This window comes from Pseudomonas marginalis (assembly GCF_008692035.1).
GTDB lineage: Bacteria > Pseudomonadota > Gammaproteobacteria > Pseudomonadales > Pseudomonadaceae > Aquipseudomonas > Aquipseudomonas marginalis.
The window spans coordinates 2317342-2334398 of record NZ_VTFG01000001.1; the positions used below are offsets into that span (position 1 = coordinate 2317342).

General features: G+C 62.4%; 16 protein-coding genes. 7 read left to right on the forward strand and 9 right to left on the reverse strand.

Annotated features, from left to right (window positions below):
• The 7 genes from flgK to FX984_RS10815 all read right to left on the reverse strand — a co-directional run bounded on the left by flgK (position 1) and on the right by FX984_RS10815 (position 8590).
• Positions 1-2049, reverse strand: coding sequence for a flagellar hook-associated protein FlgK (gene flgK, locus FX984_RS10785; RefSeq protein ID WP_027603839.1), 2049 nt, complete (start codon positions 2047-2049; stop codon positions 1-3).
• Positions 2050-2059: 10 nt separating this feature from the next.
• Positions 2060-3328, reverse strand: a complete 1269-nt coding sequence (gene flgJ / locus FX984_RS10790) for a flagellar assembly peptidoglycan hydrolase FlgJ (protein ID WP_146476715.1) — start codon at positions 3326-3328, stop codon at positions 2060-2062.
• Positions 3329-3332: 4 nt separating this feature from the next.
• Entirely contained in the window at positions 3333-4421 is a 1089-nt protein-coding gene (locus tag FX984_RS10795; RefSeq protein ID WP_033901075.1) for a flagellar basal body P-ring protein FlgI, read from the reverse strand.
• Between the two features lie 27 nt (positions 4422-4448).
• Positions 4449-5144 carry a flagellar basal body L-ring protein FlgH gene (gene flgH / locus FX984_RS10800; protein ID WP_027603836.1) on the reverse strand — a complete coding sequence of 232 codons (696 nt, stop codon included), beginning with the start codon at positions 5142-5144 and terminating at the stop codon, positions 4449-4451.
• A gap of 53 nt (positions 5145-5197) precedes the next feature.
• Positions 5198-5983 (reverse strand): flagellar basal-body rod protein FlgG, encoded by a 786-nt coding sequence (flgG, locus tag FX984_RS10805; RefSeq protein ID WP_027603835.1) that lies wholly within the window; start codon positions 5981-5983, stop codon positions 5198-5200.
• 72 nt (positions 5984-6055) lie between these two features.
• Positions 6056-6796, reverse strand: a complete 741-nt coding sequence (locus FX984_RS10810; protein WP_027603834.1) for a flagellar basal body rod protein FlgF — start codon at positions 6794-6796, stop codon at positions 6056-6058.
• Positions 6797-7027: 231 nt separating this feature from the next.
• On the reverse strand, positions 7028-8590 hold the full coding sequence (locus FX984_RS10815) for a sigma-54-dependent transcriptional regulator (RefSeq protein WP_146476716.1): 1563 nt from the start codon (positions 8588-8590) through the stop codon (positions 7028-7030).
• Between the two features lie 257 nt (positions 8591-8847).
• Here FX984_RS10815 and phhA point away from each other — a divergent pair, with 257 nt between their 5' ends.
• From phhA to FX984_RS10830, 3 genes are all read left to right on the forward strand, one after another.
• The gene (gene phhA / locus FX984_RS10820) at positions 8848-9639 is read left to right on the forward strand and encodes a phenylalanine 4-monooxygenase (RefSeq protein ID WP_108573767.1); all 792 of its coding nucleotides are present in this window, start codon (positions 8848-8850) and stop codon (positions 9637-9639) included.
• A gap of 105 nt (positions 9640-9744) precedes the next feature.
• A complete protein-coding gene (locus FX984_RS10825; protein WP_010208721.1) occupies positions 9745-10101 on the forward strand; it encodes a 4a-hydroxytetrahydrobiopterin dehydratase in 357 nt (118 codons plus the stop codon).
• Complete coding sequence (locus tag FX984_RS10830) at positions 10101-11294, forward strand: amino acid aminotransferase (RefSeq protein ID WP_146476717.1); 1194 nt, start codon at positions 10101-10103, stop codon at positions 11292-11294. Before FX984_RS10825 ends, FX984_RS10830 begins: the two co-directional genes overlap by 1 nt.
• A 65-nt stretch (positions 11295-11359) precedes the next feature.
• On the opposite strand, the gene FX984_RS10835 is transcribed toward FX984_RS10830, so the two are convergent.
• Complete coding sequence (locus FX984_RS10835) at positions 11360-12169, reverse strand: UDP-2,3-diacylglucosamine diphosphatase (RefSeq protein WP_027603830.1); 810 nt, start codon at positions 12167-12169, stop codon at positions 11360-11362.
• 137 nt (positions 12170-12306) lie between these two features.
• Here FX984_RS10835 and FX984_RS10840 point away from each other — a divergent pair, with 137 nt between their 5' ends.
• The 3 genes from FX984_RS10840 (at position 12307) to FX984_RS10850 (ending at position 14453) form a co-directional block, all read left to right on the forward strand.
• Complete coding sequence (locus tag FX984_RS10840) at positions 12307-13056, forward strand: helix-turn-helix transcriptional regulator (protein WP_027603829.1); 750 nt, start codon at positions 12307-12309, stop codon at positions 13054-13056.
• A gap of 99 nt (positions 13057-13155) precedes the next feature.
• Entirely contained in the window at positions 13156-14040 is an 885-nt protein-coding gene (locus FX984_RS10845; protein ID WP_027603828.1) for a DMT family transporter, read from the forward strand.
• A gap of 131 nt (positions 14041-14171) precedes the next feature.
• Positions 14172-14453: a hypothetical protein gene (locus tag FX984_RS10850; protein WP_027603827.1), complete on the forward strand. Its 282-nt coding sequence runs from the start codon at positions 14172-14174 to the stop codon at positions 14451-14453.
• Between the two features lie 41 nt (positions 14454-14494).
• Here FX984_RS10850 and FX984_RS10855 read toward each other — a convergent pair whose 3' ends face one another.
• A complete protein-coding gene (locus FX984_RS10855; protein ID WP_092355209.1) occupies positions 14495-14782 on the reverse strand; it encodes an Rdx family protein in 288 nt (95 codons plus the stop codon).
• 84 nt (positions 14783-14866) lie between these two features.
• Here FX984_RS10855 and FX984_RS10860 point away from each other — a divergent pair, with 84 nt between their 5' ends.
• Positions 14867-17056 (forward strand): patatin-like phospholipase family protein, encoded by a 2190-nt coding sequence (locus FX984_RS10860; protein WP_115486747.1) that lies wholly within the window; start codon positions 14867-14869, stop codon positions 17054-17056.
• The last annotated feature ends 1 nt before the right edge of the window (position 17057 follow it).

Below are 17057 nucleotides of genomic sequence, written 5' to 3' on the forward strand. Positions count from 1 at the left end.
TTAAAGACTATTGATCAGCGTGCTGAAGGTTTCTTGCGCAGCCTTGATGATCTGCGACGACGCCGTGTAGTACTGCTGGAACTTGATCATGTCGCCCGCCTCTTCATCCAGGTTCACCTGGGATACGGAATTGCGCGCGTTCTTGTTGGCGGCCAGCAGCGCACCGGTAGCGGTGTTGTCAGTGCCGGCCGAAGCGGCCTTGGCGCCGACGGTGGAGACCAGCTTGCTGTTGGCGCCCACCAGGCTGGTGCCGCCGCTGCCATCGGCCGCCAGGCCCACGGTTGCCTTGGTCTGCAGGTCGAGCAGTGCCTGGGCGTTGCGATTGTCGGACTTGCCGGTGGCATTGAACGAGAACGAGGTGCCGTCGCCGTTGGCCGGCGAACCGCCCACCGTGGTGTCGAAACTGAAGCTCTTGGCTGGCGACACCAAGGCACCGCTGGCATCACGCATCGGCACGCTGATGCTGATCTTATTGGCCTGTCCCGGAATGATGGTGCCGGAACCGATGGGATCGCCCTGGGCGTTACTCAGCGTATAAGGCTGGGTGCCATCGGCCGCCGGTTTACCGAAAACCATCTTCACCGGCATCGAGTATTCGATGCCGGTACGCAGTTGTGCCGTATCGGCACCACCCTGTATGTCCAGGGGCACGGTGAGCGTCGGCGGCGTGAAGGTGCCGGTGCCCTGGTTGGTCTTGCTGGCCTCGCCCTGCAACGGCGCGGCAAAGGCAATCTTGCTGGGGTCGCTGAGGACCGTGCCGATTTCCTTGGCGCCGTTGGCGGTGGGGCTGACCTTGAAGCTGTCACCGGCCTGCACCGTACCGCTCTTGACCGCCAGGGTGAACCCATCGATGACCGGAGGCGGCGTGGCACTGAGGTCATAGGTGCCCATGGCCTTGCCGTCGGAACGCAGTACCGTTATCTTGTTGAGGTCGGTGCCGTCGTTGAAGCTGACCTTGTAATCGAAGTTGGTCAGCTGAGTGGTGTCCTTGATCGTCACGCCCAGGGCGCCGTCGCCCAGGTTGCCTTGGGCAGCCAGGCTACGCAGGGCAACCGAGGCTGCGTTATTGATGTCGGTGAACATCGAGGCGCCGAACTCGCCATTGAGGTCCAGGCCCTGGCCCAACTGGCTGTTGACCGTATCGGCGGTGGCAATCGCGATGCGCCCCAGGTCATTGATCGCAGGAATCAACGCGTCGCTGCGATAGCGCAACAGGCCGCCGATGCTGCCGCCGCTGATCACGTTGCCCAGATCCATCGTCGTACCGCCGGCCGCATTGAGCTGGATCGTGTACTGGCTGGTGTCGCTCTTGCTCGGTACGGCGGAAATGGTATTGGACTTATCACCCAGCACCAGGGATTGGCCGCTACCGGTGCTGACGCTGAACACACCGTTCTTCTCAGTGGCGGTCACACCGATCAGCTCATTGAGCGAACGCACGGCTTCGGCGCGGGAGTCCAGCAGGTTGGCCGGGGTGGTGTTCGAAGAACCCTGCACCTGGGCGATCTGCTTGTTGAGAGAGGCAATCGACGAAGTCAGTTGGTTGACCTGATCGCTCATCGAGGACAACTGGCTGTTAATGGTCTCTTTCTGCTGGCTCAACTGGCTGGAAATGGAGTTGAACCGGTTGCTCAGCGTCTGGGCGTTCGTGAGCAGGATCTGGCGGGCCGAGGTATCGTTGGGGTTCGCCGAGGCGGTCTGCACAGCAGCGAAGAACGAACTGAGTACCGCCGACATGCCGGTGGTCTTGTCCGACAGGGTCTTGTCGACGGCACTGACTTGATCCAGGTAAGCCTTGGCATCGCTGTTGAGCGAGGTGCTGTTCTGGTAGGCGGTGTCCAGGTATTCGTTGTACACCCGGCGCACGTCGGCCAGGGTGGTACCGCTGCCGATGAACACGCCGCCATACTGGTTCGACGCATTTGCGCTCTGGGTGGTCTGCTGACGCGAATAACCCGCGGTATTGGCGTTGGCGATGTTGTTACTCAAGACCGACAACGATCCTTGAGCGGCGTTAAGCCCCGACATCCCGATATTGAGCAAACTCATGGTTCAGACCTTATAAATGAGTGGTCGCGCCCGCGGCAGCGTAATTCTGGTAACTGTTCATGGTTTTTGCGATCTGCGAAATCTTGCTGGCGTAGGCCGGGTCCGTGGCGTACCCGGCTTTTTGCAACTCGCGTACAAACTGTTCGGGGTTATCGGCCGATTTCACCACTTCTTTATAGCGATCATTGCTTTGCAGCAATGTCACGAGGTCATGGAAGCTGTCCTGGTAAGAATCGTAGGACCGGAACTGCGCCGTTTCCTTGACCATCGCCCCATCACGAAACTCGCTGGTGATTGCACGGGCCTGGCCGCCCTGCCAGCTCTGGCCGGCCTTGATGCCGAACAGGTTGTGGCTGCTGCTGCCATCTTCGGCGCGCATCACCGACTTGCCCCAACCGGTTTCCAGGGCGGCCTGGGCCACCAGGTACTTCGGATCGACGCCGATACGCGCGGCCGCCGCCTTGGCCATCGGCAACATGGTCGCGACAAACTCATCCTGGGAGCTGAACGCCTTCTTCACCGGTGCCAATGGCGGCTGGGCCACGGCGCGGCCGTAGACCTGCATGCGCCCGCTCGGCACGGCAAACGTGCGCGCGGTGCTGTTGACCACATTGTCGGCGGCCGCGCTGTTACGCAGCGGCGCCGCCTGGGCAACGGTGGTGGTGTCGGTGCTCGGCACGATACCGGCGAGCAGGCGATCGGTCAGCTTGCTCGGCAAGGCGATACGGCGCTGGTTCATCAGTGCGATGTCGTTGCTGTGGGCCGCTGCAGCGCCCGCCTGGGGCTCCGCCACGCGATAGGCCCACAGTGGACGCTGGCCATTGGAACGCCCCAGTGGGCCCTCGGCCTGGGTGCCGGCGGCAATTTGCGTCGGCACATCGACTTTCTTGACCGCCTCGGCCGCCGCCGGGCCCTGCAAGGTGGCCGCCTGGGCGTCCACCGGCTTGTTCTTCTGCATCTGGCGCATCAGCACATCGGCCAGGCCGATGCCGCCGCCTTCGCGGGACATGGAAACCGCCAGTTGCTGGTCGTACATTTCCTGGTACTGCTTGGCGGCCGGGGTGTTCATCGGGTTGTCCTTGCCCAGGGCCTCGGTGGCCGAGCGCATGGACTTGAGCATCTCGCTCAAGAACAGCGACTCGAATTCCTGCGCCACCTTGCGCATGTTGCCTTCGCTGTTCTTGTCGCCGACCTTCAGTTGGTTCAGGCGATTCAAGTCGGAATACGAACCCGAATCCGCCGTGCTGGTCAGGCCGCTGTTACGCATGTCCATGGCCATGGCCTTAAATCACGATCAGGTCGGCTTGCAACGCGCCGGCCTGCTTCAACGCTTCGAGGATCGCCATCAAGTCGCCTGGCGCTGCGCCCACCTGGTTCACCGCACGTACAATCTCATCCAGGGTCGTGCCCGGGCCGAACTTGAACATTGGCTTGGCTTCTTGCTGGGCATTCACTCGCGAGCGTGGCACCACCGCCGTCTGGCCATTGGACAACGGCCCAGGCTGGCTGACGATCGGGTCTTCGGTGATGGTCACGGTCAGGCTGCCGTGGGTCACCGCCGCCGGCGAGACCTTGACGTTCTGGCCGATCACGATGGTACCGGTACGCGAATTGATGATGACCTTGGCCACCGCCTGGCCCGGATCGACCTCCAGGTTTTCCAGGATCGACAGGTAGTCCACGCGCTGGCTGGGGTCCAGCGGCGCGGTGACGCGGATCGAGCCGCCGTCGATGGCCTGGGCCACGCCAGGGCCGAGCATGTCGTTGATCTTGTCGACTACACGCTTGGCGGTGGTGAAGTCCGAACGGTTGAGGTTCAAGGTCAGGCTGTTGCCCTGGTTGAAACCGCTCGGCACCGTACGTTCAACCGTAGCGCCACCCGGGATACGCCCGGCCGACGGCACGTTGACGGTGATCTTCGAACCGTCGCGACCTTCAGCATCAAACCCGCCCACCACCAGGTTGCCCTGGGCGATGGCGTAGACGTTGCCGTCGATACCTTTCAGCGGGGTCATCAGCAGGGTGCCGCCCCGCAGGCTTTTGGAGTTACCGATGGACGACACGGTGATGTCGACCACCTGGCCCGGCTTGGAAAACGCCGGCAAGTCGGCACTGATCGACACCGCCGCGACGTTCTTCAACTGCACGTTGCCCGAACCCGCCGGCACCTTGATGCCGAACTGCGACAGCATGTTGTTGAAGGTCTGCAGGGTGAACGGGGTCTGGGTGGTCTGGTCGCCCGTACCGTTGAGCCCCACCACTAGGCCGTAGCCGATCAACTGGTTGGAACGCACGCCAGAGATGCTGGCGATGTCTTTCAGGCGTTCGGCCTGGGCGACTGCGCTCAGACTCAGCAGGAGTGCCGCCGCCATCAGCTGTTTGAGTTTCAAAGTGGCCACCTAGAAAGGGAACAGCGGGCTAAGGAAGAAACGGTCGAACCAGCCCGGCTGACTCGCATCAGCGAACGAACCCGTACCCGAGTAGGTAATGCGTGCATCGGCAATGCGCGTCGAGGGCACAGTGTTGTCAGTCGCAATGTCATCGGCCCGCACCATCCCGGCAATACGCACCAACTCATCACCGGTATTGAGGGTCATCCACTTTTCACCGCGTACGGCGATGATGCCGTTGGGCAACACATCCGCGACGGTCACGGTGATCGAGCCGGTGAGGCTATTGCCCTGCCCTGCGGCGCTCTTGCCGTTGGTGGCACGGTTGCCGCTGTACCCTGCGTTGAGGCTCAAGTCGCCGCTGCCCAGCGGGTTATTGGTATTCGGTACGGCACCAAACAACGAGCTCAGCCCAATGCTGTTGGTGCTGGTCTTGTCCACCTGGGAGTTGGCGTTCTTGCTGGCCGTCGTTCTCTCGTTCAGGGTGATGGTGATGATGTCACCCACGCGGAACGCCTTGCGGTCGCTGTACAGGTTCTGTTCGAAACCGGCCTGGTAGATCGAGCCATTGTTGGCCGCCGCCGGCAACGGCGTGCGCGGCAACACCGGCGCGTAGTACGGGTCATTGGGTTTTGGCGTCGGGGCGACACAGCCCGCGAGCACGGCAATCCCACTCAATGCCAGAACGGAAACATAGCGATTCATGACCCTTACCTCACGGTGTTGCAGGCGCTCTCAGGAGCACCCCATAGACTTGATTACAGATTCTGCGTTACGAACGAAAGCATCTGGTCGGCGGTGGAAATCACCTTGGAGTTCATCTCGTAGGCGCGTTGAGTGGTGATCATGTTGACCATCTCTTCAACGGTGCTGACGTTGGAGGTTTCCAGGGTGCTTTGCAGCGTGGTGCCGAAACCGTTCAGGCCAGGGGTGCCGATTTGCGGCGCGCCGCTGGAAGCGGTTTCCAGGAACAGGTTGTTACCCATCGCCTGCAGGCCGGCCGGGTTGATGAAGTCGGCGGTTTGCAGGTTGCCGATCACTTGCGACGCCGGGTTACCGGCCACGGTGATCGACACGGTGCCGTCGTTGCCGACGGTGAAGGTCTGGGCGTTGTTCGGCACGACGATAGCCGGTTCCAGGGCGAAACCGTTGGCCGTCACGATCTGGCCATTGGAGTCCAGGTGGAAGGTACCGTCACGGGTGTAGGACGTGGTCCCATCCGGCTGCAGGATCTGGAAGAAACCTTTACCGTTGATGGCCATGTCCAGCGGCTGCCCGGTCTGCTGCAGGTTACCGGCGTTGAAGTTCTTCTGGGTGCCGACGATCTTCACACCGGTACCCAGTTGCAGACCCGACGGCAATTCGCTGTCCTGGGTCGACTGGGCGCCTGGCTGGCGCTTGATCTGATAGAGCAAGTCCTGGAACTCGGCGCGATCGCGTTTGAAACCCGTGGTCGACACGTTGGCCAAGTTGTTGGAAATGGTGGTCAGGTTGGTGTCCTGGGCGGACAGGCCTGTTTTGGCAACCCATAGAGCCGGAAGCATGCTGTTCTCCTTCGTGCGCCTGTTTGTTGGCGCTGCGCTGCAAAAATTGGTGGTCGGTCAATAACGGGGCTATCAGCTCATCGCCATTACGCGGGTCATGGCCTGGTCGTCTTCCTTGGCGCTGTTCATCATCTTGATGTGCAACTCGAACTGCTTGGAAAGCGCCAGGACCGCGGTCATTTCTTCCACGGCGTTGACGTTGCTCGCCTGCAGGAAACCCGAGGTCAGCGTGACGTTCGCATCGGCGACGGCCGGCTGGCCATCCTTGGTATGGATGGTGCCATCCAGGCCTTTATTCATATTCTTGAAATCGGGCTGGACCAGCTTGATGCGGTCCACTTCAGCCATCACCCGCGGGCCTTCGCCCATGGCGCGGATGCTGATAGTGCCGTCGGCGCCCACTTCGACTTTCTGCTGCGGCGGTACGGCGATCGGGCCACCGTTGCCCATGATCGGCATGCCGTTGCCGGCGCGCAGCACACCCAGCGCATCGACGTTCATGCTGGCACTGCGCACGTAGGCTTCACCGCCATCGGGGGTTTGCACCGCCATCCAGCCATTGCCGTTCACCGCCACATCCAGGTCGCGACCGGTCTCGATCATGGCGCCAGGGCTGAAGTCGGTCGCGGGACGTTCGGTCATGGCAAACGCACGCGCCGGAAAGCTGTCACCGAACACCGGCATCGAACGCGCCTGTTCCAGGTCGCGTTGGAAACCGTTGGTGGAAATGTTCGCCAAGTTGTTGGCATGGGCCTTCTGCGCCAGTGCATTCTGGCTGGCGCCGGTCATTGCCACATAAAGGTACTTGTCCACGCTCTTTCCTCTTTCTGACGCAGGCTTGCCGCCCACCGCTGTACTGATGAGGCTTAAGCAATTTGCGAACCAACTTTTAAAAACAGGGGAAAGTCCAGGCGGGCTGGGGTTTTCGGGCAGGCAGCAGGATTTGAAGGACTGGAGATAGTCGAAAAAACGGCGGACTTATGCCGCTTACGGCAAGTACCCGTCTTACGGGTGACAGAGAACCAATGCGGGGGGCGCAGTTGGTTATTTGTCCGCCTTGAGGATTTCGTAATCGCGCAACTTATTGGAGATGGTGGTGTGCGACACCCCCAGGCGTTTCCCCAACTGCCGGCTGCTGGGATGCTCGGCATACAGGCTCTCCAGCACCGCCTTCTCGAAGCGCCCGACGATCGCCTCCAAGCCGCCCTCCAGGGAAAAGTCGCCAAGGGGTTGGCGCACGCCGTAGTCCGGCAGGCGGATGTGTTCGACCTTGACCGTCCCGCCGTCACACAGCGATACCGCCTGGAACAGCACGTTTTCCAGCTGCCGCACATTCCCCGGCCAGTGGTAGTGGCTGAGCTTGTCCATGGCGGCAGGCGCCAGCCTGGGCAACGGGCAGCCGATCTGCCGGCTGGCCTGGTCGAGAAAGTGCTCGACCAGGGGCGCAAGGCCGTCGAGGCATTCGCGCAGGGGCGGGATATGCAAGGACAGCACGTTGAGGCGGTGATAGAGGTCCTGGCGGAATTCGCCACGGGCGCAGAGTTCGGAGAGGTCCACCTGGGTGGCGCAGATCACCCGTACATCCAGGTACACCTCTTCGTCACTGCCCACGCGCCGAAAACAGCCGTCCTGCAGGAAGCGCAGCAATTTCACCTGCAAGCGCGCGCTCATTTCCCCAACGCCATCGAGAAATAACGTACCGCCGGCCGTCAGCTCCAGCAGCCCGAGCTTGCCTTCGGCCCGCGCGCCTTCAAACGCGCCGGGACCGTAGCCGAACAATTCGGTCTCGGCCATCGACTCGGGCAACCCGGCGCAGTTCAGCGCCATCAACGGCGATTGCCCGCGCGGGCTGGCCAGGTGGCACGCGCGCGCCAACAACTCTTTGCCGGTGCCGGTTTCGCCTTCTATTAATAGAGGCGCATCCAACGGCGCCATGCGCCGGGCTTCACGCACCACGGCGGCCATGACCTTGGAGCTTTGGAAAATACTGTCGAAACCGCGCAGCTCCTGTTTGCGCACATTGTAGATACGCTCGCCCACGCGGTCGGCACGGTGCAGGGTCAACACGGCACCGGCCATGGCTTCGCTGTCGTCATGCTCGGAGGATTGCAGCGGTGCGATATCCGCCAGGAACACGTCACCCTTGACCTTGACCCGCAGGCCATTGATCCGCGATTTACTCGCGCGCACCAGTTCCGGCAAGTCGAAATCCTCGGCATAGCGCGACAGCGGAATGCCCGGCACCTCGTCCACCCGCACCCCGAGCAACTGCGCGGCCGCACGGTTGGCGGCGACGATGGAGCCGCCCATGTCGATGGACAGCACCGGAAACTCCAGGGCACCGAGCAGCGCATTGAGCTCCATATGCCGACGCTCACTGGGCATCAGCCCTACCCTTTTGACGCCAAACACCCCGGCAATCGCCTCGAACTGCGGGCGCAGCGCCTGGAATTGCATGTTCACCAGGTTCGGGCAGAACAGGTAAATGGCGTTGCCATGCTCGCCGCCCACCTCACCCTTGGCGACGTTGACGCCGTACTCCACCACCAGGTTGAGGATGTCCCGCAGGATGCCGATGCGGTTCTGGCAGTGCACTTTGATACGCATGAAAAGGCTCGAAAAGTGGGTAGGCGCCGCGTCTTTTTGTCGCTGGGCGCAGATAGTCGTCAAGATTATGTGACAGCCTGGGGGCTTTTCCCAGCCCAATACGCCAACCAGTCGCACTTCCGTAACGAATATTTTACGAAAACCAGTAATTTTTCCTACACAGCCGATGCTGAAGCCGATGGAATCTTGCCCCGCACGGCGTATCAATAGGCTCATCCCAGGACATAACAAGAACGAATGCCTAGCAGGAGAGCCGTATGAAGCAGACGCACTACGTGGCCCGCGAGCCCGATGCGCAAGGTTTTATCCACTACCCGGCGGAAGAGCACGCGGTGTGGAACACCCTGATCACCCGCCAATTGAAAGTGATCGAGGGCCGCGCGTGCCAGGAATACCTGGACGGCATCGACAAGCTCGGCCTGCCCCTGGATCGCATCCCGCAACTGGGTGAAATCAACCAGGTGCTGGCCTCGACCACCGGCTGGCAAGTCGCCCGCGTGCCGGCGCTGATCCCCTTCCAGACCTTCTTCGAATTGCTCTCCAACAAGCAGTTTCCGGTGGCGACCTTTATTCGTACCCGCGAAGAACTGGACTACCTGCAAGAGCCGGATATTTTCCACGAGATCTTTGGCCATTGCCCGCTGCTGACCAACCCCTGGTTCGCCGAGTTCACCCACACCTACGGCAAGCTCGGCCTCGCGGCCAGCAAGGAGCAACGGGTATACCTGGCGCGCCTGTACTGGATGACCATCGAGTTCGGCCTGGTGGACACCCCCGACGGTCGGCGTATCTACGGTGGCGGGATTTTGTCGTCGCCCAAGGAAAGTGTTTACTGCCTGTCCGACCAGCCTGAACATCAAGCCTTCGACCCGCTGGAAGCGATGCGCACGCCGTATCGCATCGACATCCTGCAACCGCTGTATTTCGTGCTGCCCAACCTCAAGCGCCTGTTCGAAGTGGCGCAGGAAGACATCATGGGCATGGTCGAGCGCGGCATGCAGCTTGGGTTGCATGCGCCGAAATTCCCGCCAAAACCCAAGGCCGCGTGAACCGTGGCTTTTAAGGCCAGGTGAGTCTGTTCCCCGGCCCCGCGTTGCTTTAGGGTGACGCCACTGACGACCGTTTTTAAACACTCGAATTCAGGACACCATCACATGACCACCTTGAACCAAGCCCACTGCGAAGCCTGCCGCGCCGATGCCCCGCAAGTCAGCGATGAAGAACTGCCGGTGCTGCTCAAGCAGATCCCCGACTGGAACATCGAAGTGCGCGATGGCGTGATGCAGCTGGAAAAGGTTTTCCTGTTCAAGAACTTCAAGTTCGCCCTGGCCTTTACCAACGCCATGGGTGAAATCTCCGAAGCCGAAGGCCATCACCCAGGCCTGCTCACCGAATGGGGCAAGGTCACCGTGACCTGGTGGAGCCACTCCATCAAGGGCCTGCACCGCAACGACTTCATCATGGCCGCGCGCACCGACGAAGTGGCCAAGGACGCCGAGGGCCGCAAGTAATGCATTTCGATGCCATAGGCCGGGTACCCGGCGACCCGATCCTCGGCTTGATGGACCTGTATGCCCAGGACGCCAACCCGAACAAGTTCGACCTTGGCGTGGGCGTCTATAAGGACGACCAGGGCCTGACGCCGATTCCCGCTTCGGTAAAGCGCGCCGAGCAGCGCCTGGTCGACACCCAGGCCACCAAGACCTATATCGGCGGCCACGGCGATGCAGCGTTCGGCAGCCTGATCAGCGAACTGGTGCTGGGCGCCGACTCCGCCCTGCTGCGCGAACACCGTGCCGGCGCCACTCAAACCCCAGGCGGCACCGGCGCCCTGCGCCTGAGCGCCGACTTTATCGCCCACAACCTGCCCGGCCGTGGCGTGTGGTTGAGCGACCCGACCTGGCCGATCCACGAAACCATCTTTGCCAAGGCCGGGCTCAAGGTCAGCCATTACCCCTACGTGGGCGCGGACAACCGCCTGGATGTGGCGGCGATGCTGGCAACCCTCTCCACCGTGCCCAAGGGCGACGTGGTCTTGCTGCACGCCTGCTGCCATAACCCGACCGGCTTCGACCTGTCCCAGGATGACTGGCGCCAGGTGCTGCACATCGTGCGCGAGCGCCAGTTGCTGCCGCTGATCGACTTCGCCTACCAGGGCTTTGGCGACGGCCTGGAGCAGGACGCCTGGGCGGTGCGCTTGTTGGCGGCTGAACTGCCGGAAGTATTGATCACCAGTTCGTGCTCGAAGAACTTCGGCCTGTACCGCGACCGGGTCGGCGCGCTGATCGTGTGTGCGGCGGATGCCGAGAAGCTGATGGATGTACGCAGCCAGCTGGCAAACACTGCGCGCAACCTGTGGTCGACGCCGCCGGACCATGGTGCGGCGGTGGTCGCGACCATCCTGGGGGATGCCGAGCTGAAAAAGCAGTGGAGCGAGGAAGTCGAAGCCATGCGTGCGCGAATCGCGCAGTTGCGTTCCGGACTGGTGGAGGCGTTGGCGCCCCATGGTCTATCGGAACGGTTTGCGCACATTGGGGCGCAACGCGGGATGTTTTCCTACACCGGTTTGAGTGCCGAACAGGTCAAGCAACTGCGCGAGAAGCACAGCGTGTATATGGTCAGTTCGGGACGGGCCAACGTGGCGGGGATCGATGCGACACGCCTGACGCTCCTGGCAGAAGCCATCGCCGACGTCTCCCACTGACGAAACCGGGACTGAAAATGTGGGAGGGGGCTTGCTCCCTCCCACATTTTGACCGAGCACACCCCTCAGCTGGCGACCATCTCGGCTTTCAGCAGCGCTTCTTTCGCCTGGGCATCCGCCAAGCGATACAACTCGATGCTCCCATCCCAGTGCTCGATCAACGCCGTGCACGACTCCACCCAATCCCCGCAGTTGAGGTAATCCACCTCGCCCACCTTGCGAATCTCCGCATGGTGGATATGCCCGCACACCACGCCATGCAACTCGCGCCGGGTCACTTCGTGGGCGATGGCTTCTTCAAAATCGCTGATAAAGCTCACGGCGGTTTTGACCTTGTGTTTCAGGTACGCCGACAAAGACCAGTAGCCATAGCCGTAGCGGGCGCGCCAGTGGTTCAACCAGCGGTTCAAGGTGAGGGTGAACTCGTAGGCCGAGTCGCCCAGGAACGCCAGCCAACGGTGGTAGCGGGTGATCACATCGAACTGGTCGCCGTGGATCACCAGCAGATGGCGACCGTCGGCCGTCACGTGCACCGCCTCATCCACCAACTGGATATTGCCCAGGATCAGCTTGGAGTAGCGGCGCAGGAACTCGTCGTGGTTGCCGGTCACGTAGATCACCTCGGTCCCGCGCTTGGCCATGGTCAGCAGGCGACGGATCACGTTGGTGTGGGCCTGGGGCCAATACATGCCGCCGCGCATTTTCCAGCCGTCGATGATATCGCCCACCAGGTAGACCTTATCGGCGTGGTAGCCCTTGAGGAACTGCGACAGGTGTTCGGCCTGGCAATCCCGGGTGCCCAGGTGCACGTCGGAAATCCACAGGGTACGAACCCGCTGCTTGCGGCTGGGCTTGGTGAACTCGGCACTGGTCATGGGCATCCCTCGACGCTGTTTTCGCGAGCTTGCACCCTGGCGATTAATAGCCCATGACAGTCGTGCGTCAGTCCGATGACAGCGCCCGCCGGCCGCGAAGCGTTGTAGACTGGCGCCCTGCCGCCCAGGAGACCGCGATGAGACCGTCGCTCACGCTACGCCACTACCTCGAAGCGCCCATCGCCCACAGCCATGACCATGCACAGTTGGTGTTCGGCCTGTCCGGCCACCTGGACCTGGAAGTCGACGGCCGTGGCAGCCAGGTGCGCGAAAGCAGCGTGATGGTGCTGCCCTTCTCCGCCCACCACGCCTGTGGCAGTCGCGATGGCAGCCGTTGCCTGGTGCTGGATGTGCCCACGGAGCATTGGCTCCTGCAATCCCTGGGCGAACACGCCGACGCCAGCCGCCGCCTGCTCGATCAACCGGCACGCCTGGCCCTGGATCCCCGGCAACACCAACTGGTGCAATGGCTGGCGCACGGCCCTGTGGATGATCCACTGATCGTCCAACAGGGTGCGGTGCTGTTGCTGGCCAGCCTCAATCATCCGCAGGCCCCGCAGGTGCCGGGCCGCCGCCTGCCGTATGCGGCATTCAATGCGCATATCGAGCGACACGTCGCCCATCCGTTGCAGGTCGCCGACCTGGCGCGTATCGCCGGCCTGTCGGTGGCGCGCCTGCATGCGCGCTTCATCGCCGAATGCGGGCAGACGCCCATGGATTACATCCGCAGCCGGCGCCTGCAACTGGCCCTGAACCTGCTACGCGAGACGCCGCTGCCCATCGGTGAAATCGCCGAGCGGGTGGGCTACACCTCACAAAGTGCCTTTGCCGCCGCTATGCTGCGTGAATTCGGCGCCTCTCCCGGCGCGTTGCGGCGCGCCCCATAGGGCGAGCCTTGCGCTAAAAATCGCGAGTCCCACGACAGACGCACACACCTGCACCCTCTAGACTGCGAACCTGTCACTCCCGTTGGTTCAAGGATCGCAATGACTCCCCGCTCAGCCCTCGGCGCCCTGCATATCGGCGCATTGATGTTTGGCCTCACCGGCGTATTCGGCAAGCTGGCGGCCGCCTCCCCGGCCATCATCGTCTTCGGTCGTGCCGCATTTGCCGTGATTGCCCTGGCAGTGTTTGCGCGCTTCGCCAGCAACGCCCCCTGGAAAACCCTGGCGCCGCAGGACTGGCGTCGCCTGCTGGTCAGCGGCGTGTTGCTGGCGGCGCATTGGGTGACGTTCTTCATTGCCGTCAAGGTCGCCGGCGTGGCCGTCGCCACGCTGGGGTTCACCGCATTCCCGGCGTTTACCGTGATCCTCGAAGGGCTGATCTTCCGCGAGCGTATTCGCGCCAATGAGATCGTGCTGGTGGCCCTGGTCACCGTTGGCCTGGTGCTGGTGACGCCGGACTTCAATCTCGCCAGCGAAGCCACGGGCGGCCTGCTTTGGGGAATTGTCTCGGGCTTGCTGTTCTCATTGTTGTCGCTGAACAACCGCGCCAGCTCCGGACGGATTCCCGCCGTGCAGGCAGCGCTGTGCCAGAACGTGGTGGTCGCGGTGTGCCTGCTGCCCGTGGCCGCGCCGGGGCTGGCGGACGTTCGCGCGCTGGACTGGTTGTGGATCGGCCTGCTTGGGGTGTTCTGCACCGGCCTGGCCCACAGCCTGTTTGTCGCCAGCCTCGCGGTGATCAAGGCACGCACCGCCTCGGTGGTGTTCGCCATGGAGCCGGTCTATGGCATCACGGTAGCCTGGCTGCTGTTTGCCGAAACCCCGACCCTGCGCATGTTGCTGGGCGGCGCGTTGATCATCGTCGCCATCGTGCTTTCCGGGCTGATGGGCAGCGCCAGCCAGGCCAAGCAGCCCGCTGCAACGGCCTGATCTATACTTTAAACATCCGCAACAGTCAGCCGTCGTTCAACGGATACAGACTCCTCGACGACAGCCATGGTGTTTTCTGCAGTTGCTGCACGCGAGTGGTCACTCCATCAACGCGATGCAGGGGTTTCATCATGGAAATGTTCATCAGCTTGTTGGTTCAGATCATCAGCGGTGCCGTCGGTGGCAATTTGGCCGGCATGACCAAACAAAGCCTGGGCACCGGGCTCAATACCATGCTGGGGGGTGTCGGCGGGCTCGTGCTGGGCCAGGTCGTAGCCGCGCTGACCGGCACATCGGGCGGCGAGGCGCTGGATGTGGCAGCAGTCGGCAGCAATATCGTCGGCGGCGGCGTGGGCGGCCTGGTGCTGACCTGGGTCGTGGGCTTCATCAAAAGCAAGATGGCCGCCAAATAGCGGCGCACTGAGGGGTCACCGCCCTGATGTAGCGGTGACCTTCATTGCGTACGGTCGTTGTGGCCCAGGTCGCGGTGTGGGTCGATCTGGTCGCGCACCCGTTGCTTGAGCACCTTGGCTTCAGGGAAGCCACCATCCGCCTTGCGCTCCCAGATCTGCACACCGTCGCAGGTGATCCGAAACGCACCGCCGGTGGCCGGCTCCAGCGCCACCCGGCCGAGGTCATCGGCAAACGTACTCAACAACTCCTGCGCCAGCCACGCGGCGCGCAGCAGCCACTGGCACTGGGTGCAATAGGTGATGACAATCTCGGGTTTGCTCAACGACATAATTTGAGAGGCTCCTGGCGTAACGGGCTCGGTGGATCGGATGGCTATAATACCGGCCTTTATCGCCCAGCCTCGAGATTCATGATGCGCCGCCTGTTGTCCTGCCTGTTCCTGTGCCTGCTCCCGCTTCTTGCCGACGCCGTTGAGACGCCCCGCCCCAAAATCGGCCTGGTGCTGTCCGGCGGTGCCGCCCGAGGCCTGGCCCATATCGGCGTGCTCAAGGCCCTGGAGGAACAGGGTATTCATATCGACGCGATTGCCGGCACCAGCATGGGCGCGGTGATTGGCGGGCTGTATGCGTCGGGCTACAAGATCGATGAGCTGGAAAAACTGGCCCTGGGCATCGACTGGCAACAGGCGCTGTCCGACGCACCGCCACGGGAAGACGTGCCGTTTCGACGCAAGCAGGATGACCGGGATTTCCTGGTCAAGCAGAAACTCAGCTTCCGCGATGACGGCAGCCTCGGCCTGCCCCTTGGCGTGATCCAGGGCCAGAACCTGGCGCTGTTGCTGGAAAGCATGTTCGCCCATACCAGCAACACGCGTAATTTCGACAAGCTGCCGATCCCCTTTCGCGCCGTGGCCACCGACATCACCACCGGCGAGAAAGTGGTATTCAGCAAGGGCCACCTGCCCCAGGTGATCCGCGCCAGCATGTCGATCCCGGCCGTGTTCGCGCCGGTGGAGCTGGATGGCCGCCTGCTGGTGGATGGCGGCATGACCGATAACATCCCACTGGATGTGGCGCGTGAGATGGGCGTGGACATCGCCATCGTGGTCGACATCGGCACCCCGCTGCGTTCACGCAAGCAACTGGCGACGGTGGTGGACGTGCTCAACCAGTCCATAACCCTGATGACCCGGCGCAACTCCGAAGAACAACTCAAGGCCCTGCAGCCCAAGGACGTCCTGATCCAGCCGCCGCTGGCCGCCTATGGCGTGACGGATTTCGGCCGCGCCAAGGACATGATCGATGCCGGCTACCGCGCCACCCGCGCCCTCGACGTTCGCCTGGCCCATTTGCGCCCCGCCGAGCCGATCGACCCGCAACTGGTGGCCGCGCGCACCCCGGGCGAACGCACCCCGGTGATCACCGCGATCAAGGTGGAGAACGACTCGAAGGTCAGCGACGACGTGATCCGCTACTACATCCGCCAACCGTTGGGCCAACCGCTGGAACTTGGCCGCCTGCAGACCGACATGGGCACCCTGTATGGCCTGGATTACTTCGAGCAGGTGCAATACCGCGTGGTGAAAAAGGGCCAGGACAACACCCTGGTGATCAGCGCGCGCGGCAAACGCAGCGGCACCGACTACCTGCGCCTGGGCCTGAACCTGTCGGACGATATGCGCGGCGACAGCGCCTTCAACCTCGGCGCCAGCTACCGCATGAACGGCATCAATCGCCTGGGCGCCGAGTGGCTGACGCGGGTGCAGATCGGTGATCGGCAGGAGCTTTACAGCGAGTTCTACCAGCCGATGGATACCGGTTCGCGCTACTTTGTCGCGCCGTATATCAGCGCCCAGGCACAGAACGTCGAGCTGATCCTGGACAACGACCCCATCTCCGAATACCGCCTGGAACGCTACGGTTTCGGCCTCAACGTGGGGCGGCAGATCGGCAACAGCGGCGAGATCCGCTTCGGTGTCGGCGAGGCCTGGGGCAAGGCGGATGTGCGCATCGGCGACCGCGACCTGCCAAGTGTGAGCTTCAGCGAAGGCTTCTATGAACTGAAGTATTCCTTCGACTCCCTGGATAACGTGTACTTCCCCCACAGCGGCGAGGACATTGGCCTGGCGTTTCGCGAATTCGAACCGGGGCTGGGCTCGGACCAGCGCTATCGACAATGGGAGTTCAAGCTGGACAAGGCCATGAGCCACGGTCCGGACACGCTGGTGCTGGGCGGGCGCTACGGGCGCACCCTGGATGATTCGGACGTGGTGATTTCCAGCTTCCTGCTGGGCGGTGCGCGGCAGTTATCGGGCTTCCGCCAGGATGCGATTTCCGGGCAGAACATCAGCTTGATGCGCGCGGTGTACTACCGCCGGCTGACACCGCGCTCCTATCTGCCGCTGGATTTCCCGCTGTACCTGGGCGCGTCCCTGGAACGGGGCCGGGCGTGGAACAACGACAATGAGTTCGACAGCGGCTATATCAACGCCGCGAGTATTTTCCTCGGGTTTGATACGCCGCTGGGGCCGCTGAATTTCAGCTATGGGTTCAACGATGATAATCAGAAGGCGGTGTACCTGAACCTCGGGCAAACCTTCTAAC